This window comes from Flavobacterium aestuarii, from assembly GCF_040049115.1.
Classification (GTDB): domain Bacteria; phylum Bacteroidota; class Bacteroidia; order Flavobacteriales; family Flavobacteriaceae; genus Flavobacterium; species Flavobacterium aestuarii.
Map to the genome: position 1 here is coordinate 32,194 of NZ_JBDLZZ010000014.1, position 19,888 is coordinate 52,081.

General features: G+C 32.2%; 17 protein-coding genes, 1 other RNA gene and 1 pseudogene. 9 read left to right on the top strand and 10 right to left on the bottom strand.

The features are described from left to right. The first annotated feature begins 85 nt into the window (after positions 1 to 85). The 3 genes from ABEG11_RS14295 (at position 86) to ABEG11_RS14305 (ending at position 3,177) form a co-directional block, all read left to right on the top strand. Positions 86 to 490, top strand: coding sequence for a DNA primase (locus ABEG11_RS14295; RefSeq protein WP_348824852.1), 405 nt, complete (start codon positions 86 to 88; stop codon positions 488 to 490). 85 nt (positions 491 to 575) lie between these two features. Continuing rightward, the gene (gene recQ, locus ABEG11_RS14300) at positions 576 to 2,687 is read left to right on the top strand and encodes a DNA helicase RecQ (protein WP_348824853.1); all 2,112 of its coding nucleotides are present in this window, start codon (positions 576 to 578) and stop codon (positions 2,685 to 2,687) included. A gap of 4 nt (positions 2,688 to 2,691) precedes the next feature. Further along, a complete protein-coding gene (locus ABEG11_RS14305) occupies positions 2,692 to 3,177 on the top strand; it encodes a DNA-deoxyinosine glycosylase (protein ID WP_348824854.1) in 486 nt (161 codons plus the stop codon). Here ABEG11_RS14305 and ABEG11_RS14310 read toward each other — a convergent pair. The 4 genes from ABEG11_RS14310 to ABEG11_RS14325 all read right to left on the bottom strand — a co-directional run bounded on the left by ABEG11_RS14310 (position 3,174) and on the right by ABEG11_RS14325 (position 8,114). Then, complete coding sequence (locus ABEG11_RS14310) at positions 3,174 to 3,695, bottom strand: DinB family protein (RefSeq protein WP_348824855.1); 522 nt, start codon at positions 3,693 to 3,695, stop codon at positions 3,174 to 3,176. The genes ABEG11_RS14305 and ABEG11_RS14310 overlap by 4 nt on opposite strands. A gap of 32 nt (positions 3,696 to 3,727) precedes the next feature. Beyond that, positions 3,728 to 6,313: a phosphoenolpyruvate carboxylase gene (locus tag ABEG11_RS14315; protein ID WP_348824856.1), complete on the bottom strand. Its 2,586-nt coding sequence runs from the start codon at positions 6,311 to 6,313 to the stop codon at positions 3,728 to 3,730. A gap of 90 nt (positions 6,314 to 6,403) precedes the next feature. Beyond that, positions 6,404 to 6,883 carry an Lrp/AsnC family transcriptional regulator gene (locus ABEG11_RS14320; RefSeq protein ID WP_024981770.1) on the bottom strand — a complete coding sequence of 160 codons (480 nt, stop codon included), beginning with the start codon at positions 6,881 to 6,883 and terminating at the stop codon, positions 6,404 to 6,406. A gap of 76 nt (positions 6,884 to 6,959) precedes the next feature. Next, positions 6,960 to 8,114 (bottom strand): M14 family metallopeptidase, encoded by a 1,155-nt coding sequence (locus tag ABEG11_RS14325; protein WP_348824857.1) that lies wholly within the window; start codon positions 8,112 to 8,114, stop codon positions 6,960 to 6,962. Positions 8,115 to 8,424: 310 nt separating this feature from the next. Between ABEG11_RS14325 and ABEG11_RS14330 the strand changes: the two genes are divergently transcribed. Further along, a complete protein-coding gene (locus ABEG11_RS14330; protein WP_348824858.1) occupies positions 8,425 to 8,874 on the top strand; it encodes a helix-turn-helix domain-containing protein in 450 nt (149 codons plus the stop codon). A 67-nt stretch (positions 8,875 to 8,941) separates the two neighbouring features. Here the strand turns inward: ABEG11_RS14330 and ABEG11_RS14335 are convergent, their stop codons facing one another. Continuing rightward, positions 8,942 to 9,496 (bottom strand): 1-acyl-sn-glycerol-3-phosphate acyltransferase, encoded by a 555-nt coding sequence (locus tag ABEG11_RS14335; RefSeq protein WP_348824859.1) that lies wholly within the window; start codon positions 9,494 to 9,496, stop codon positions 8,942 to 8,944. A gap of 61 nt (positions 9,497 to 9,557) precedes the next feature. Between ABEG11_RS14335 and ABEG11_RS14340 the strand changes: the two genes are divergently transcribed. Next, positions 9,558 to 10,223, top strand: a complete 666-nt coding sequence (locus ABEG11_RS14340; RefSeq protein WP_348824860.1) for a spermidine synthase — start codon at positions 9,558 to 9,560, stop codon at positions 10,221 to 10,223. Between the two features lie 19 nt (positions 10,224 to 10,242). On the opposite strand, the gene kdsB is transcribed toward ABEG11_RS14340, so the two are convergent. The 3 genes from kdsB to ABEG11_RS14355 form a co-directional block, all read right to left on the bottom strand. Next, positions 10,243 to 10,971: a 3-deoxy-manno-octulosonate cytidylyltransferase gene (gene kdsB, locus ABEG11_RS14345; protein ID WP_348824861.1), complete on the bottom strand. Its 729-nt coding sequence runs from the start codon at positions 10,969 to 10,971 to the stop codon at positions 10,243 to 10,245. A 50-nt stretch (positions 10,972 to 11,021) separates the two neighbouring features. Further along, positions 11,022 to 11,855 carry a 4,5-DOPA-extradiol-dioxygenase gene (ygiD, locus tag ABEG11_RS14350; RefSeq protein ID WP_348824862.1) on the bottom strand — a complete coding sequence of 278 codons (834 nt, stop codon included), beginning with the start codon at positions 11,853 to 11,855 and terminating at the stop codon, positions 11,022 to 11,024. Positions 11,856 to 12,057: 202 nt separating this feature from the next. Next, entirely contained in the window at positions 12,058 to 13,482 is a 1,425-nt protein-coding gene (locus ABEG11_RS14355) for an ATP-dependent DNA helicase (RefSeq protein WP_348824863.1), read from the bottom strand. A 301-nt stretch (positions 13,483 to 13,783) separates the two neighbouring features. Here ABEG11_RS14355 and ABEG11_RS14360 point away from each other — a divergent pair, with 301 nt between their 5' ends. Together ABEG11_RS14360 and ABEG11_RS14365 are read left to right on the top strand one after the other, a co-directional pair. Further along, positions 13,784 to 14,596, top strand: coding sequence for a DUF3822 family protein (locus tag ABEG11_RS14360; RefSeq protein WP_348824864.1), 813 nt, complete (start codon positions 13,784 to 13,786; stop codon positions 14,594 to 14,596). Then, positions 14,593 to 15,195, top strand: a complete 603-nt coding sequence (locus tag ABEG11_RS14365; RefSeq protein WP_348824865.1) for an RsmD family RNA methyltransferase — start codon at positions 14,593 to 14,595, stop codon at positions 15,193 to 15,195. The genes ABEG11_RS14360 and ABEG11_RS14365 overlap by 4 nt, the downstream gene beginning before the upstream one ends. A 56-nt stretch (positions 15,196 to 15,251) precedes the next feature. On the opposite strand, the gene ABEG11_RS14370 is transcribed toward ABEG11_RS14365, so the two are convergent. Continuing rightward, entirely contained in the window at positions 15,252 to 17,369 is a 2,118-nt protein-coding gene (locus ABEG11_RS14370; RefSeq protein WP_348824866.1) for an outer membrane beta-barrel protein, read from the bottom strand. Positions 17,370 to 17,508: 139 nt separating this feature from the next. On the opposite strand from ABEG11_RS14370, the gene ABEG11_RS14375 reads away from it, so the two are divergent. Both ABEG11_RS14375 and ABEG11_RS14380 read left to right on the top strand, forming a co-directional pair. Further along, the gene (locus tag ABEG11_RS14375; RefSeq protein ID WP_348824867.1) at positions 17,509 to 18,870 is read left to right on the top strand and encodes a sensor histidine kinase; all 1,362 of its coding nucleotides are present in this window, start codon (positions 17,509 to 17,511) and stop codon (positions 18,868 to 18,870) included. Positions 18,871 to 18,877: 7 nt separating this feature from the next. Next, positions 18,878 to 19,558: pseudogene (locus tag ABEG11_RS14380) on the top strand (response regulator transcription factor); the annotation flags it as partial. On the opposite strand, the gene rnpB reads toward ABEG11_RS14380, so the two are convergent. Beyond that, positions 19,555 to 19,878: RNase P RNA component class A (gene rnpB / locus ABEG11_RS14385), an RNA gene on the bottom strand. The pseudogene ABEG11_RS14380 and the gene rnpB sit on opposite strands and share 4 nt — an antisense overlap. Positions 19,879 to 19,888 lie beyond the last annotated feature (10 nt).

A 19,888-nucleotide genomic window follows, 5' to 3' on the forward strand; every position in this document is an offset into this window, starting at 1 on the left:
ATGAAATCGCCAAGATAGAACTTGTTCCAAATACAAATGAAGATCTAGCGATACCATGTTCCAATAAAAAAAATATTAACTGCACATGAAAAGAGTAATAGTTGATTACGCCAAATTGACCAACGAAATTTTAAATCTTTTGGTCGAAAAATTCCCTGACGGATACGATGATTCTGATATCATCCGATTCAGAAATGCTAAAAATGAATTAGTTGAAGCAGTGGAAGTTAGAACTGAAGATACTATATATTTAGTAAAAGTGAGTACCAAATTGGCTGATAGAATAGGTAATTATGAAGATGATGATGAAATTGATGATGTTGTAGAACCAATCAGCGGTTTAGAATTAGATGTTGAAGATGCAGATGATGATGACGATGAAGATGAAAATTTAGATAAGCCAGATGTTGATGGTGATGATGATGACGATGAAGATGGTGATGATAAAGATATCGCAGACGATGATGATGATGAAGATGACGAAGATTAATGCTATAAGTTTATAAAAAAATTAAAGGAACTCGAAATTGAGTTCCTTTTTTTATTAGATTTAGGTTTCTAAAATATACGCCAACATGACAACAGAAATTTTACACGCCAAACTCAAGGAAAATTTTGGATTTGAAAAATTCAGACCCAATCAGGAAAACATTATTAATAGCATTCTTTCAGGAAAAGATACTCTTGCCATCATGCCAACAGGAGGAGGGAAATCAATATGCTTTCAGCTTCCTGCTCTAATCCTTCCAGGAATTACAATTGTGATTTCACCATTGATAGCCTTGATGAAAGATCAAGTTGACAGTTTAAAATCCAATGGTATTCCTGCCTGTTATATCAACAGCAGTCAGTCTTCGGAAGAACAGGATTTTCATATTCAAAATCTTAAAGATAAAAAAGTCAAACTCGTCTATGTAGCGCCGGAAAGCCTGTCATTTTTGGAGAATGCTTTCAGCCAGATAACTGTAAGTCTTATTGCAATTGATGAAGCACATTGTATTTCGGCTTGGGGTCATGATTTTCGTCCAGCTTATACCAATCTTGGTTATCTGAAACACCGCTTCCCTTCTACTCCAATCCTGGCGTTGACTGCAACTGCTGATAAAGCAACACGTACTGACATATCTGAACAATTAAATTTAAATAATCCTAAAATTTTCATTTCATCTTTTGACCGAAAAAATTTAAGTCTTGAAGTCAGACCGGCTTTAGACCGTGTACAGCAGATTATTGATTTCATAAAAATTAAACCGAATGAATCGGGTATCGTATATTGCCTGAGCCGGAAGACTACAGAAGAACTTTCTGAAAAACTCCAGAAAAAAGGAATAAATGCAAAAGCTTATCATGCAGGTCTGGATAATAAAACGCGTTCCAAAACTCAGGACGAATTTATCAATGATGACTGTCAGGTGGTTTGCGCAACCATTGCTTTCGGAATGGGAATTGATAAATCCAATGTCCGCTGGGTAATTCATTATAATCTGCCAAAAAATATTGAAGGGTATTATCAGGAAATTGGAAGAGCCGGCCGTGACGGGTTGCCATCACAAACTATTTTATTCAAAAGTTATGGAGATTTAGTGCAGCTTCAAAAATTTGCATCAACGGGATTAAATGCCGAAGTCCAGCTTTCTAAACTGGAACGGATGAAACAATATGCTGATGCTTTGAGCTGCCGAAGAAAAATATTACTTTCATATTTTGGCGAATTGGTAACCGAGAACTGTGGCAATTGTGATATCTGCAAAAATCCTCCAGCATTTTTTGATGGAACTATTATTGCTCAAAAAGCATTGTCGGCAATTACTCGTTTACAAGAATCTGAAGCTTTACCAGTAATTGTAGATTTTTTAAGAGGTTCCAAAAATGCTTCCATTTATGATAAAAGTTATCAGAATTTGAAAACCTACGGAGTTGGTGCTGACCTATCATGGTACGACTGGAATCAATATCTTATCCAATTGATTAATTTGGGATATTGTGAAATTGCGTTTCATCAGCAGAATAAAATCAAACTGACCCCTTTTGCAAAAAAAGCATTATTCGATGGCGAAAAAGTAAAGCTGAGCACAGTTCAAAAAATGGATAAAGAAATTATTGAAGCAAAAACTGTCAAAACAAAATCGTCTGCAAATTCTCTTTTTGAGTTTCTTAGAAAACTTCGTACTGAAATTGCAAAGGAAGAAGAAGTTCCAGCTTATGTAATTTTTAGTGATGCAACTTTAAAACAACTGGAAATTCACCGACCAATGAGCGACTCTGATTTCTTGGCAATTGATGGAGTTGGAAAAGCAAAATTAGAAAAGTATGGTGACGTTTTTATCAAGGCGATTATTGAATTTCAGAATATAAAAAAAGTAAAGGCAAAAAAAGAGAGTTCAACTTATAAGGAAACTTTAGAACTTTTTCAAGGCGGAATGAAAGTTGAAGAAATTGCAGTTAAAAGAAATCTGGGTGTTGCAACGATAATTTCACATTTGGCTAAATTATATAGTGACGGTCATCCGATAAATTTGAGAGAATTTATAAATGACCAGGAAATTGAAAAAATAGCGGAGGCAAAAATAAAACTGGAATCTCCAAATGCGTTAAAACCTTATTTTGATTTTTTTGAAGAACAAATTTCGTATGACAAAATCAGAGTTGGATTAACAATACTCGAAAAAGAAAATGTAGTAATTTAATTTTATGGCAATATATTCTTTTCCGTATTTTATTGATTCCAATACCGAGGTATTAATTTTGGGAACGATGCCTGGTGCAATGTCTCTTGAAAAACAGGAATATTATGCGCATCCAAGAAATCATTTTTGGAAAATCATATATTCAATATTTGAAGCTTTTCCAATTCCCGAAAATTTTGAAAAAAAAATAAAAATTCTGAAGAAAAACAAAATCGGACTGTGGGACGTTTTGGAAAATTGTGAAAGAAAAGGAAGTCTAGATATTCATATCAAAAATCATAAAGAAAATGATTTTATCACTTTGCTCGAAAAATTCCCAGCTATCAATAAAATTGTTTTTAATGGAAAACAAAGTCATGCGTTTTTTTATAAGAAATTTGGACAAATAAAAGGCATCACCTATTATGTGATGCCTTCCACTAGTCCTGCTAATACTATGACTTTTGAAAATAAGTTAAAAATTTGGTCAGAATGTTTTAAACAAAACTAACTATTTAAATATCTTTCTGCAAAAACTCTCTGATGATGTTTAAGATGTCCTAAAAGAATGAATCCAATAGCCCTTACCGAAATTTCATGATTGGATGCAGTTCCAATTCTTCTTAACTGTTCATCTGAAAAACTTTTGAACATAAGTAAATTCGAATGTCTCACTGCTGAAAACTCTGTCAATAAATCCTGAATACTTCTGCTTTTGGCATCGGTATTATCCGCATAATCATTTTCTTCAAAACCAGGCAATGGCGTTTTATCATTTCTGGAAATTCTCAACGCTCGATAACTGAAAATTCTTTCAGTATCAATAATGTGCTGAATAATTTCCTTGATAGTCCATTTGCCTTCGGCATAACTATAATCAAATTTGTCCAATGGAATATTCTGGACAAATTTGATGAAGTCATGTAAACTAATTTCTAATTCTTCGAATAACTCTACATTCTCTAATGCTTGTATATAAGTTGCATTGAATTTTGAATATTCATTTACTGGCAATTGATTGGAATTCATAATGACAATTTTAGAATTTAGATTTTATAATTTTAAGCAGAATTTCTACTTGCATTAGTATTTCCAAAAAGTGAACGGGTCACAATTTTTTCATATACTTTTATCAAGTTCAAATCAGGATTTTCTGCTTTGTTAAGTTCACTGATTTTTAACAATGCATATTGCTGTATTGTTAAGAGTGGCAGTACAATACGTTCTCTCATTTGAATAGAAGCTATACCATCAGGATAGTTTTCCATTAGTTCTTTATGACCAGCAATTTTTAACAACAGCCTTTTTGTTTCCAAAAATTCATCATAAATAATCTGCCAGAAAGCTCCAAACTCAGGATCCTTGCTCATGTATGCTGTTAATGGGAAAAATGATTTTGCCAATGACATCATACTGTTTTCAAGCAGTGTTTTGAAAAATAAAGAATTATTATATAAGTTTTGAACCTTATCCCATTGATTCGCATCTTCAAAATGCTTTAATGCAGTTCCGACTCCAAAGAAACCTGGAACATTTTGTTTTAGCTGACTCCAGGAACCTACAAATGGAATGGCTCTTAAATCAGCAAAATCAAGATTATCAGATTTACTTCTTTTAGAAGGGCGGCTGCCAATATTTGTTTTTGCGTAATATTTCAAAGTACTCATCTGCTCCAGATAAGGAATAAACTTTGGATGATTTTTGAAACTCAAATACTTTTCATACCCTAAATCAGCCATTTGATCTAAAATATCTTTTTCATCTGCACTTAATTCATTTTGCCCTTGATTAAACACTTGGTTAGCAACCCCTGCACTTAATAAATTCTCTAAATTATAACGGCAGGAATCCAATGTTCCAAAATTTGAACTAATGGTTTGACCCTGAATTGTAATCTGAATCTCGTTATTTTCGATATTTGGCCCTAATGAAGCGTAAAATTTATGAGTTTTTCCACCGCCACGTGCTGGTGGTCCACCACGTCCATCAAAAAATATCGCATTGATTCCATATTTTCTAGACATTTCAGTCAACGCTTCTTTTGCTTTATAAATACTCCAATTTGCCATGAGATAACCACCATCTTTTGTTCCGTCAGAAAAACCTAGCATTATTGTCTGCTTGTTGTTTCTGTTTGCCAGATGCTGTGCATATTCAGGATTTGTATATAATGTCTCCATTACTAAATGCGCATTATGTAGATCATCCACTGATTCAAAAAGCGGAATAATATCTACTGTTGCATTTTCCCAATTGCACAATTTAAACAATGCAAAAGTTTCCATGACATTAAGTGCACTTTCGTTATTGCTTATTATATAACGGTTTGCACCAAATTCTCCATTGTTTTCCTGAATTGTTTTTATAGCTTTGATTGACTCGATGGTAGATCTGGTCATTTCATTTTCAAAATCTGCGGCATCCAGATTACCTTTCAATGTGGCTAAAACCTCTAATTTTTCTTGATCCGTTAACTGAAAATAATTATCAGGGAAAATATTTTCTTTTGATTTTGAATAATAATCTACAATATCATAAAAAACACTTTGATGTATTTTGCTATTTTGTCTGATATCTAAGGTTGCAAAATGAAAGCCAAATAAATTGAGACGAATAAGCAAAGCATCTATCTGATCTGCATAAAGTGATTGATGCTGTTCAATAATTATGTTTTTGATTTTATTCAGCTGTAGTTTAAATTCATCTAGAGTAATAAAAATTTCCCCTTTTGAATAGAAAACAGAACGATATAATTTTTGTTCCAATTCCATTACTAAAGAATCAACAACTGGAAAAGTCAGCTTTCTTTTCAGATTTCTTATTTCAAAATAGTAGCATTTTAATATAGAAGTTCTTAAACGTTCAGCTACTTTCAGCGTAATTTCAGTAGTAACAAATGGGTTTCCATCACGGTCTCCACCTGGCCAAAAGCCAAGTTTAATTAATGGATTTTTTATTGACTCGCCCTCAAAAACATTTTTTTGCAGATAATGAACCATTTCACCTGAAGTATTGTAAAATACATTTTCAAGATACCAGATTAAGCTTACCGCTTCGTCAAATGGATTAGGTTTTTCGTTTTGAATAAAAGGCGTTTTTCCCAGCTGTGCCAATAATTGTTTTATCTCTAATAGATTATTATTTCTAAGAGCTTCAGTCAAATCATTGATAATTCCTAAAACTGCGCCAGGATAAAATTGAGTAGGGTGCGCAGTTAATACAGTACGAACATTAAAATTCTCTAGAAAATTAATCAGCTCTTCCTTGTTGTTTCTAACATCTGATTTTTCTTTAATATCGCGAAGAGAACCTCTTCCTTCCATATTGTTTACAACCGGAAAGGCAGCATCTTCAATAGCATCAAACAAAACAATCTGGCGTTCAATGTATTGTATAAAATGAAACATTAAATTAATTTTATCTTTTTCAGAGTCGCTATGCATATATTTGTCTGAAAAGAAATCAAATATTTCGGTGGGAGTTTTTTGTTTTTTGAATCCGCTATCACAAAGCTCTGTGAAAATTGGCAGCAAAACACCTGTATTGTCTACAGAATCAAAAGGCAATGTTATAAAAACACTGTTATAAATATGATATTTAGATAAAACATTTTGATTGAAACGTTCTATTTTGGGTAACGTATACATAATTATTGTACTATTAGTTGGTTAGTTAATCTACCATAAAAAAACCCCAAGATTTCACTTGAGGTTATATTTATATATAGCATTCAAGATTTACATTTCTTTGAAAATGGTATGCATCAAACGCTTTTTATCATTAATGCTTTCCTCTAAAGAAATCATAGTTTCAGTTCTATAAACACCTTCGATATCATCAATCATAAAAATAACATCTTTTGCATGCTTTGTATCCTTAGCTCTGATTTTGCAGAAAATGTTGAATTTACCTGTAGTTACAGACGCAACAGTAACAAAAGGAATTTCATTAATACGCTCTAAAACAAACTTTGTTTGAGAAGTATTATTTAGAAAAACACCTACATAAGCAATAAATGAATAACCTAATTTATCATAATCAAGAACCAGAGAGGATCCCATGATAATACCAGCATCTTCCATTTTTTTTACCCTAACATGAACCGTTCCAGCTGAAATCAATAATTTTTTAGCTATGTCTGTAAACGGAACTCTTGTATTGTCTATCAACATATCTAAAATCTGGTGATCTACTTCATCTAAACGAAACTTACTCATAATTCTTTTATTATATGGTTATTTGATACTTAAAAAGTTAAAATTATAAATAAAAATTAAATAATCCTCAAAAAAATCATTTTTTTATCTTTCCATTAACGAAAAATACTTTTTCCTCAAAATTAAAATTGGCGGCTTGTCCTGCTATTGGTATATTCTTGAAATCATCCTGATATAAAGCTCCTTTTGCATCATATTCAAAATGACCATAATACCCTTTTAAATCGCCTATTTCAATTATATAAGAATTTAGATTTAATTTATTATCAATTAACTCTTCCTTATATTGAGCCACAAAATTCGTGATTATTTCATTACCATCATAATTTATTTTGACATTTTTATACATAAAATCAAAAAAACTAACATTATTCTGAGGAATGTTTAAATATTTATCATTTCTATTATCAACTATATCGTTTTCGTTAAGAATAATAAAACTCGTCAACAACGACATAAATACGAATTTTCTTGTATTTTCTCTTTCGTAATCATTTGGAAAATGACCAGCTTCAAATAATAAAGTGGGAACACCTAAATATTGAAAAGTATCTCCAATGCAATTAATATTAAACGAATCGTCAAATCGGCCAATCTGTCCTGGAATATATTTCTGTAATTCATCATTTATTCCGGCAATTAGATTTATAGCTTTCAATCTGGTGGCATTTATTTCTCTTTCTTCATTATAGGATGGAGCTAAAAACGAAAGAGTTGCTGGCTTTCCGGTATCTGCAACGCCAAAAATAGTTCGCTGATCATGCAGATTAAAACAATAATCGGGCTTAAATTCATCAAAAACAGTTCTTAATATCTGGCTTTCAGGCTGTGTGAGATCTTGAGAATCCCTGTTTAAATCAATATTATTGGCATTGGCACGAGTGTATAATTTGGCCCCATCGGGATTAAGCATCGGTATGCAGTAAAAAGTGAAGCTTTCTAATAATTGGCTAGCCAAAACTGAGCCGTTATTCAAAAGATTTATAAAATCAAATAATGCTTTCGTGGTAGTGCTTTCGTTTCCATGCATTTGTGACCATAGATAAATTTTTATTTTACCGTTACCTTTCTGATAGCCATAAATGGGTTTTCCTAAAACGGAGCTGCCTATTATTTTGACATCCTTTTTTATTGAATCTTTTTGAAGTAAAGGCTCGATTGAATCTAAGGTTATGTATCGGCCTTGAATAGTATTTTCTTTATTCTGATTAAATAGCTGTTCTAAATTCATGTTATTTTATTTGATTTACAAAAGTAAACATCTTTATTTTTACAATTGTAAACAGAGAAATATTCCAAAAAATTAGAATTGTAAACAGAGAGAATTTACATAGCTATACATAGTTAAAATAAATCAATTGTTTAGTTGTATGCATCAAAACAAATGCTATTTTATATTAAAAATCAGTTAGTTATAACAATGTATTTAAATAATTACTTTTACTTTATTATTCACTCCAGTTTTTTTAACATTGTAAATTAGTTAATCACAAATCGATTGATTACATTTGTAAAAGAGATGTTAGAAAAGCTAATTTACAATGGTAAACACAGATGATTTTATAAAAAGATTAGAATTTATACTGGATTATTATAGTTTGAACGCTTCCTCGTTTGCAGATAAAATAGGTGTACAGCGTTCCAGTATGTCTCACCTGCTCTCAGGCAGAAATAAGCCAAGCTTAGATTTTATTCTAAAAATTACAGATATTTTCCCAGAAGTAGATTTGTATTGGATTTTAAACGGAACCGGCTCTTTCCCGAAAAATAAAGAATCTGAAGAAAATTTAAAACCAGCCATTAAAAATGCAGACAGCCCTGCTCCTATCGATTTATTTTCTGAAATTCAATCGACTCTCAAAAAAGAAATAATAAATGATAAAATCGAACAGACAATAAAAACTGCAGAAAATGAAAATAGCAGTGAAATTGAAAAAATTGTTTTTTTCTATAAAAACGGCACTTTCAAAACGTATAATCCAAATTCGTGAGAATTGAATATTTCACACAAAGGATCAGAAAAAAATAAATATGCGATTCTCAGGCAGTTTGTTTTTTTTATGAAACAGTATATCCGTTTTCAGGTATTTTACCTTTTGCACCTATAAAGTGCTTATTCAATAGAGCTAAGTCAGATTCTAAATTGCCTGTTGGATAAAAAGGGTTCCCAAAGTTAAAAACCTTTTTTTCAAAATTCATAGCTACCGGAATTATTGGAACTTTTGCTTGCAAGGCAATATAGTAAAAACCCGTTTTGAGTACTTCAACTTTTTTACGGGTTCCTTCGGGTGACAATCCCAATCTAAAAGTTTCTTTTGAGTCGAATAGTTTTGCAATGGATTCGACTTTATTTAATCCTCCAGTCCTGTCAAGAGGTGCACCTCCTAAGGATTTAAAAAAATAACCAAACGGAAAACGAAACAATTCTTTCTTTCCTATCCAATTGATCTCCACTCCTATTGCACCCCGGCAAATAATTGCTGTATAAAAATCATGCCAGCTGGTATGAGGCATTACCATTACAATACATTTTTTAATTTCCTTGCTGAAGTTTCCTTCTATTTTCCAACCCATCAAATTGTAAAAAATCCATCTATAGATTTGTTTCTTCATTTATGTTTTTTTTGTGCAAATAAAACAATTAATATCTTATTTTTGATAAAAACCTTATTTAATGCTTCGCAAGTTACTGAGTTATCTCATTCCCATAAAAATATTTAAAACCAAATCATCATTAAGTAAAACTATAGAAGTCACATGGGCCAATGGTGAACTTGTATTAGATTCTGAAAACACCAATTATTCATATGGCAGTCTTCAGCGCATTTTAAGGAGGGGCTTAAAGCATTTTGGATTTAAAAAAATAGCAGAAATGGATAATGCTCTTGTCTTAGGAGTTGCGGGCGGAAGCGTAATTAAGACATTAGTTGATGAAATTCATTTTAAAGGCCAAATCACAGGTGTAGATATTGACCCAGATATTATAAAAATTGCAAATAAATATTTTAAATTAGACGAAATAAAAAATCTAAATATTATAATTGATGATGCATTTGAATTTGTCTTAAAAACTAGAGACCGTTACGATTTGATTATCATTGATATATTCCAAGATACGATGATGCCTAATTTTTTATTCCAAAAATTTTTTATTGACAGAATTTGTTTTTTACTTCAATCTAAAGGAGTTGTACTTTTTAATACAATGTGTTTAACAGCAGGTGACAATTTTAGAAATCAAAATTTCATTAAGGATTTCAATGATAATAATTTTAAAATTCAATCAATTCCAAGAGTTGAAGTTCATAATGAATTGATTATTATAGAGAAACTTAAATAAAAATGCATCTTAGAGTCAATCAAAGAAGCATTTTTCTAGCTTTTTCCAAATCTTCAGCGGTATCAATCCCAATTCCTACGTGAGTGGTTTCTACCATTTTAATTCGTTTTCCAAATTCAAGATAACGAAGCTGTTCCAGTTTTTCGGAAGCCTCCAAAGATTTCATCGGCAAGCTGTAAAAGTCTAGTAAAGCCTGTTTCCTAAAAGCATAAATTCCGATATGTTGCATATAACGCACGCCAGCTTCTTTCTCTCTTGGGTAAGGAATTACTGAGCGCGAAAAGTACAATGCAAATCCATTTTGATCTACAACTACTTTTACATTATTTGGATTATTGATTTCGTCTTCGTTTTTAATTTCCCTCATCAGCGAAGCCAAATCAACTTGTTTTAATGTATCTTCTTTAAAAACCTCAATGACTTTTTTCAGAGGCTCTGTGTCGATAAAGGGTTCATCACCTTGCACATTGACAACAATATCAACATCCAGGTTTTCAACAGCTTCGGCAATTCGGTCACTCCCCGATTCATGTTCTTTGATACTTCGAATGGCTTTCCCGCCATTGGAAACAATTTCGTCAAAAATCAGTTCGGAATCCGTTACGACAAAAACATCATCAAATAATTGAGTATTTATTGCGGCTTCGTAGGTTCTTAAAATAACCGTTTTGCCTCCTAAGTCCTGCATTAGTTTTGCAGGAAATCGTGTAGATGCATAACGGGCGGGAATGACTGCTATTATTTTCATTTATATTTATTCTATTTTTTTGTGTCAAATATATGTTTTATAACCTAAAGTTAATCTGAAATCCTTACCGAAGTCATACTTAACGATCCTCCAACCAATTTGTCATTAAACAAACTCAACTCTTCCGATTTTCCTTTTAATCCCAAAGTGTAAATCAAAGGTAAATAATGATCGGGAGTTGGAATGGAAAGCTGGAAAGCTCTGCTTTGTTTTTCAAAATCAATCAGTGGCTGAAAATTACCGTCGAGCAAATAATTGTTGATATTTTCTCTTGCTTCAAAAGCCCAATCGAAGCCATAGTTATCGGTATTTATGTTTCTGAAATCGACTAATCTTAAGTTATGAATGATGTTCCCGCTGCTTACAATCAAGATTCCTTTGCTACGCAGTTCGCTTAATTTTTGGGCTAACTCAAAATGATATTGTCCTGATTTTGTGTAATCGATACTCATTTGAATTACAGGAATATCAGCATCTGGATATAAATGTTTAATTACACTCCAAGCTCCGTGATCCAATCCCCATTGATGGTCTAATTCGACCGCTGTTGGAGATAATAATTCCTGAGTAGCAACAGCCAGTTCAGGACTTCCTTTGGCAGGATATTGCACCTCAAATAATTCCTGTGGGAAGCCTCCAAAATCGTGAATGGTTCTTGGCATTTCCATCGCAGTGACCTTAGTTCCGCTAGTAAACCAATGCGCTGAAATACATAAAATGGCGTTTGGTTTTGGCAGTGTTTTGGCTAAATTCCTAAAACCGGTCACAAACTGATTTTCCTCAATGGCATTCATTGGGCTTCCGTGTCCTAAGAATAAAACTGGCATTTTTTCGGTATTCGAAAACGAACCGGAAATTTTATGTAAGTCGTTTAAATTAGTCATAACAAATTGTTGTTAAAATGATTGAAACATATAAGTCATATAAGTTTATAGCAGATCACAAATGATTTTACAGCATATTAAAATAAAACTTAACAACCTTATATTTCTTAAATTGAACTGCATAAGATATTAAGTTCAAATAAGCATTGTTTTAATATTTATAATTTAAATAAAACTTATATGACTTATATGTTTTAAAAAATTATTCCACAAAACTATCATCCTTAAATCCTATCAAATATAATTTATTTTTTGCTCTTGTCATAGCAGTGTATAGCCATCGAACGTAATCCCTGTCAATTCCGTTTGGTAAATACGGCTGTTCAATAAATACGGTATTCCATTGTCCTCCCTGAGATTTATGACAGGTAATTGCATAGGAGAATTTGACCTGTAAGGCATTGAAATATTCGTTTTCCTTTACTTTCTGGAACTTTTTGTATTTAGTCGTTTCGCTTTCATAATCTTTCATTACTTCTTGGTACAATCTGTTTGATTCTTCAAAAGTCAACGAAGGTGATTCACTTTTAATTGTATCCATCAAAAGAACGGTTTCGAAAGGTTTCTGGTCAGGATAATCGATCATTCGGATTTTGACTTTGGCGAATTTAAATCCGTACAATTCCTTAATTCCGAACATTTCCAAAACTTCGATAATGTCTCCGTTGGCTATGAATCCGGCTTCGTCAGAATCTTTTAACCAAAAATAATTATTCTTTACCACCATCAGGAAATCGCCAGTTGAAAGTTCGCTTTCCTTATCAAGGATTTTTGCCCGAATCTGTTCGTTGTATTGATTCGCTCTTTTATTGGAACGGACAATAAAAGCGGTGTCTTCGATACTATAATTACTATAGGCAGAATGAATTGCATCCTGAATATCATATCCATCCACCAAACGTACAATATCTTTGAATTTTCGAACGCTAAATCTAAATTCGGTTATAAAATTTTCCTTCAATAATTCCCTCAATTCTGTAGCATTGTACAAAATCCCTGAATTTTCTTCCTGACGCATTACTTCATCAAGTTCAATATATTCCACTTCTTTATTGTAATGAATACTTAAAGTGTGGATATCCAAAGCTGGGCTAATATCAAGGTTTACCGGAGGTAACTGGGCAGTGTCTCCCAAAAGTATCATTTTGCAATTGGTGCCCGAATATACATAGGAAATCAAATCATCGAGCAAGGAACCGTTTTCATACAATTTGGAATCCGAGTTGGTGTCTGAAATCATCGAAGCTTCATCGACAATGAAAATAGTATTTTTATGTTTGTTCTGCTGTAATGTAAATGAAACTCCACCACTTGAATTTTTCTTTGGAAAATAGATTTTTTTATGAATCGTAAAAGCCGGTTTGTTTGAATAATTTGCAATTACCTTGGCCGCACGCCCTGTTGGAGCGAGCAAAACATATTTCTTGTTAATATCCAATAAACTGTTTACGATGGTTGAGATCACAGTTGTTTTTCCTGTTCCTGCATAACCTTTCAGCACAAAAATGGTGTCATTATAATTATCCGTCAAGAAAATAGCAATTTTTTGAAAAAAAATATCCTGATTGTATGTCGGTTGAAAAGGAAATTTTTTCTGTAAATGACTGTAAAATGAAGAGGAATTCATCAGGTGTTATTTGTCTGCAAAGTACGGTTTTTTCGATTGCAATGCCAAATTCAATATCAATGACAATGTCAAAAAACAATTAAATGGCAATAGTTAAGCGTTAGAAAATTTAAGTCAAGTAATATTCGATTGATTTTTACACAATCTTGTCATTCCGTAGGAATCGCACGTTTGTTATTTGCTTTGTGTGAGATTCCTTTGGAATAACAAACTTTACGGACATCAATAATTATTTGATTTTTGCCATTGTCATTGAAATTGCCATTGAAATTCGTAAGTTTGCATTGTTGAAAAAAATCTTATGAATATCAATATAACCGATAAGAAATATAAAAAGCTTTCTATCCAAGTTTCACTTACGGGGCTTTCGTTTTGCTGCTTTGACACGCTTCATGACAGAATAGTTTCGATAAACGAAATCCATTTTGATATTTTTCATAAGTCAACTAAGATTGAAGAATTGTTTTCGGATGCGTTTCGGAATTATCCGGAACTGAATGATAGTTATGACGAAATTCAGGTGATTCATAATAACAATCTTTCAACTTTTGTCCCCACTGCCCTATTTGATGAAAATTTTATGGGAAGTTATCTTCAGTACAACACAAAAGTTTTTGAAACCGACTTTTTTGCATTTGATGAAATCACAAACTATCAAATGAATGCGGTTTATATTCCGTATGTCAATATCAATAATTTTTTCATAGACCAATTTGGTACGTTTGATTACAAGCATGCCAACAGTATCTTGGTTTCTAAGCTTTTGGATGCCTCCAAAAACAATGACAACAAAAAAATGATTGTTCATTTCAATCCAGGACACTTTGAAATTATTGTAATTCAGAATCAAAAACTGCTTTTGTTCAATTCATTCGAATACAAAACACCAGAGGATTTTATATACTATCTGCTTTTTACAGCTGAACAATTGAATATGAATCCGGAAAGTTTTCAATTGGAATTATTAGGCGCTATTTCGGAAGAAGATGATTTTTATAAAATAGCCTACAAATACATTCGAAACGTTTCTTTCTTTGATGTAACTAATTTGCAAAAAAACAATACTTTTTCAAGAGCGCAAAACCAACAACATTTTATACTTTTTAACTCATGAGAATCATATCCGGAAAATACAAAGGAAGACGCATTTTTCCGCCAAAAGGCCTGCCTGTCCGGCCTACAACCGATATGAGTAAAGAAGCATTATTTAATGTTTTGAACAATCATTTTAGTTTTGAAGGATTGAAAGTATTGGATTTATTTGCAGGAACTGGCAATATCAGTTATGAGTTTGCTTCTAGGGGAAGTTTTCCAATTACCTCTGTCGATGCCGATTTTGGCTGTGTAAAATTCATTAAGCAAGTTTCTGCAGAATATGATTTTAGCATTGCGGCTACCAAAAGTGATGTATTTGCTTTTATCGAAAAAAACAAAACGACTTACGATATTATTTTTGCTGACCCGCCTTATGGTCTGGATCAAAAGACTTTTGAAAGAATTGTGCTGTCAGTTTTTGAAAAAGGACTGCTAGATGAGGAAGGCATGATGATTATCGAGCATTCTAAATATACAAAACTCGATCACTTGACTAATTTTTCTTTCCAAAAAAGTTACGGAGGTTCTATTTTTAGTTTCTTCGAATTGGATTCTGCCGATGAGGAAGAAATGGATGATGAGTCGAATCGAAAAGGAACAGAAGAAGACGAAGGTTAATCTTTTCTATAATAATATAAGCCCTTGCAATCACAAGGGCTTTTGTTTTGACTTACTTATCGGATACGATTTGAGTTCTCATCAATATTTTTTTCTTTAAACTCAGTCGCTTTAATTTTTCCAAATGAATATTTAATGGCTATCGAAAATTCATGAGCATCTACGTAGTATGTGGCTTTTGAATTAATATTATTTATAGTAAAGCTTTCTTCGTAAATCGTGTTTTTGAAAATATCATTATAGCTTACTGTACAGTTCCAATTATTGAAAAAAGTTTTTGATGCGCCCAAATCCATAATAAATCTGCCGCTTCGTTCAAAAATCCCTTCTTTTTGTTTGGTTACTGCCGTAGCTGTCAATGAAAAGGTATATCCTTTTGACAGTTTAAATTCATTGTTTGAATAATAATATAAATAAGGTTTTGAAGTATTCATCATAGCTAAATCGTCTTCAATTTTATTCAGAATACAACTCATGCTATTAGTAGAAGTCCAAAATTTATAAGTAAAAGGCAACGTGAATTCTAAATAAAAACCCGCTTCTTTGTCAAAATTAGTTTCCTTAAAAGTTAAGATGTTTTGGGTATTATCGAATACAAAACTGCTGTAGACTGGATTTGTATTTTGATAATAGGTCAATTTTACGGATTTATCATGATATTGAAAACTTGTCGATATTTCATTTGTAATTGTGGGATCCAAATTGATATTTCTGGTGTATAAAAAATAGGGATTGATATAAGTAGAACCTTGACTTGTCGAAGAATAATTTGGCCTTAAAATACTTTTTGAATAGTTTATCGTCACGGATTTTGTGCTGTCAATCGGAATATCAAACTGTGCTTTTGGAAAGAAATCGGTATAATTTTTATTGATTAATGGTGTAGCTATACTTTTAAATTTCCCAACAATAGCTGTATTTTCAACTCTCAGGCCAATAGAATAACTGGCTTTTTTAATACTGCCCGATAATTGACTATAACCCGCAGTATTTTTTTCTTCAAAATTGTAATGGGTTGTAATTGTGTTATTGTTTTCAAAATTAATAGTTTCAAAATCAGTTACTGCATCAGCAGATAAATAAAGTCCGCCGTACTCCAGTTTCATTTCGTTTTTGAATTTCTTTTCGAGATCAATTCTTCCGGAAAAAACATTCACTTTAAATTTTTGATCGCTGTTTTGTGCCTTTTCAAATTGAGTTTCATTATAATTATTCTGCACAAAAGCTTTTGAATCCTGATCAAAAGCAGAATATTGAAAACCTGTAAATAACTGCGTATCTATCGATTTTATCTTCTTCGAATAATTAACAAATGAATTGATAAAATTCTTCTGGCTCTTATTGTCACTGTATGTAACTACATTGTTTTCGACATCACCATTCTTATTGTAAGATGTGGTATTGATATCAAAAGGTTCACTTTGCAATTTGCCGTTAATGCTAATTGAAAAATAATCCTCCTCGTTGATTTTATAAAAGAAACCGCCTCCAAAAATGTATTGCTTTCTTTTGGTATTTGCAGTAGCGACTTTGTAATTCGAAATTATATCTGCATCGGGTATTTGGTAATCAATACTATGACTTTCCCAAGGCTGTAATTTATTGTAATTAAAATTGGCTTTCCATTCGAATTTATTTTTTTTGAAACTCGAATTTATGCCCAGATAATTATTGAATTCCTTCTTGAACGAAGCCACTTCGGACAAAGTGGTTTGCGATCCTTCTTTTTTGCTTAACTTTCTCGTAATCAGAATAAATGCCCTTCCTTCGGCTTCATATTTTGATGATGGATTATTGATAATTTCGATACTCTTTATGTCATCAACAGATAAAGCATTCAAATCATTCATCTCTGCTTTTTGATTATCAATATAAATTAATGGAGTCCCCTTTCCGATAACTGTAATATTTTCTTTGTCAGAACTAATCATAACATTCGGCAATTTTGAAAATAAATCCAGTGTGTTTGGAGTTGAAGCCAGAATCGAATTGGCCACATCAACTTTGATATTGCCATTTTTATTGGTAAACATTTTCTTTTCTTTGGTTATAATTACTTCTGTTAAATGGTTAGATATACTGTAGTTTTCTGTTTTATTCTGTGCTAATCCTAAGGCTGAAATTATTAGGCTAACAGCAATAATTATGTTTTGAAATTTTGATTTATTTTTCATTTTTGGTAATAAATTGCAAGGTTTTAGAATTGCAAAAATGAATCTAAAAATATCTTTTGTAAGTTAATCGAAGGTTAATGCGGAGTTAATGGCGAATTAGAATAATAAAAGAATTATTTTTGGGAACTCATTTTGTTATATGAAGCAAAGAATCAATTTATTAATCGGGTTTTCTATCGTTGCCCTTATTACCTTGTCAGCAGTACAATGCTATCTGGTAAAAACCGCTTATGAGTACAAAGTGGCGCAGTTTCACTCCGAAATCAAAGAGGATATTGCCAAAATAACCAACGATTTTAATGATATTGATTCGGCATACGTCAATAAAAAAGAGCAGCTTTACAAACAATTGGCTCAAAATTATGTTTTGGACAAAAAGTCAAAGATTGATATAAAAAATATCGCAATTGAAAATGAATCCAGCGACCCATTAACCCAAAAACTGCAGCTCAGATTCAGAAGAGATTTTCCTGATATTAACATTGATTTTGCTATCGTCCTGAACAAGTTTGTTATTTATAACAGAAACAAAAAAACGGACACTGTTTTTTCAGAAAAGCCTCTTATTCAGAATAGAATATATGGTAATTTAAAGTCATTAAATAACGCCTTTTTAATTCGAAACTATGTTAGCACCACGAACGGTTCTGAAATATTGAAGGATTATAAACTGCTTACCGAAGATTCTATGTATGTTTCGGTAATTGATTGGGAACTTATTATTTTCGAAAGAATGAAAATGGTTTTATTGTTATCGCTAATATCGATTCTTACTTTAATAACCCTTTTTGTAATTGCAATTAAAGCATTGATAAAACAGAAAAAAGTAAGTGATGTCAAAACTGATTTTATCAACAATATTACTCACGAACTCAAAACTCCTTTGACTACTTTAGGAATTTCTACAAAAATACTCGAACGAAAAGATGTTCGGGAAAATGAAGAGCAATTCGACAGTATTTTGAATACTATTTCCCGTCAAAATAACCGTCTGCAGCATTTAATTGACCAAGTAATGGCTAATTCATTGGGAGAAAACGAAATTGAACTCCAAAAAGATAAGATTTTTGCTGAAGATTTTTTGAATGCTATTGTGGCCGATTTCAGAGTTGCTTTTCCAAAAGTGACACTCGAAACTCATTTTAATACAAATGAAACGCCTTTAGTTTTGGATAAATTTCATCTGACAACCGCTATTTTAAATGTGCTTGAAAACGCTATAAAATATGGAAGCAATACGATTATAATCAAAACAGAATTAGTCAAAAATCAATTCAATATCAGCATTAAAGATGATGGAATTGGGATTTCGAAAAGCAAACATTCTTTATTGTTTGATAAATTTTACAGAGTTGAACAAGGCAATTTGCATAATGCTAAAGGACTTGGTTTAGGGCTGTTTTATGTAAAACAAATTATAAAAGCACATCAGGGCACAATTGGCGTTATAAGTGATTTAGGGAAAGGTGCTGAATTTACTATTATGTTTAAAATTCAATAATTTACCATTGAAAAAAATACTTTTAGCCGAAGATGATGCCGATTTTGCAGGCATTCTCAAGCATTATTTAGAATTGTATCAATTTGAAATCACCTGGGCGCAAAATGGTGAAGAAGCACTGGCTCTCTTCCAGTCAAAAACTTTTGATATTTGTGTTTTTGATGTAATGATGCCCAAAATGGATGGGTTTACCCTTGCCGAAAAAATAATCAAAATCAATCCAGATATTCCTTTCGTTTTTTTAACAGCCAAAAAACTAAAAGAAGATAAAATCATTGGTCTAAAATTAGGCGCCGATGATTATATCGTAAAACCTTTTGAAGCAGATGAACTGGTTTTGCGTCTAAACAACATTTTAAAAAGAAGCCAGCAAAATAATTCCCCAAAAACTGCTGATGAATTACAAATTGGTATTTATGTTTTTGATACTAAAAGGTTAAGCCTTAAAAACGGCAAAACAATTCAGCAGCTTACTGAAAAAGAAGCCAGTCTTATTCACTTTTTTTATATCCATAAAAATCAGATGATAAAAAGAGAGCAGATTTTGAAGACGATCTGGGGTAATGATGACTTTTTTTCGGGCAGAAGCATGGACGTTTATATCAGTAAAATTCGCAAATATCTCAAAGATGATCCGAGAATAAGCATTGAAAGTGTCCGGAATATTGGATTGGAATTTAAAATAAAAAATGCAGACCTATAAGCCGGATTCTGTTCACGCTATTGCTAACGATACCTTATCATTTATCTAGATTTCGCATTACTGCGAAACTCAAGCTATCTACCCTTCAGCAACGGACGAGAAGCCCTTAAATGCTGATATACTTGATATTTCACCGCATAGAGTTTACCTGGTTTCACTACAGCATTACCTGTACATACTTTCTGTTGCACTTGTCCTATCACGTTTTTGAACGTGACGACGGGTGTTACCCGCTATGCTTCTCTATGGTGTCCGGACTTTCCTCCCTCCCGATGAATCGGGACGACGATAAGGCGGTCTGCGGTGCAAATTTAC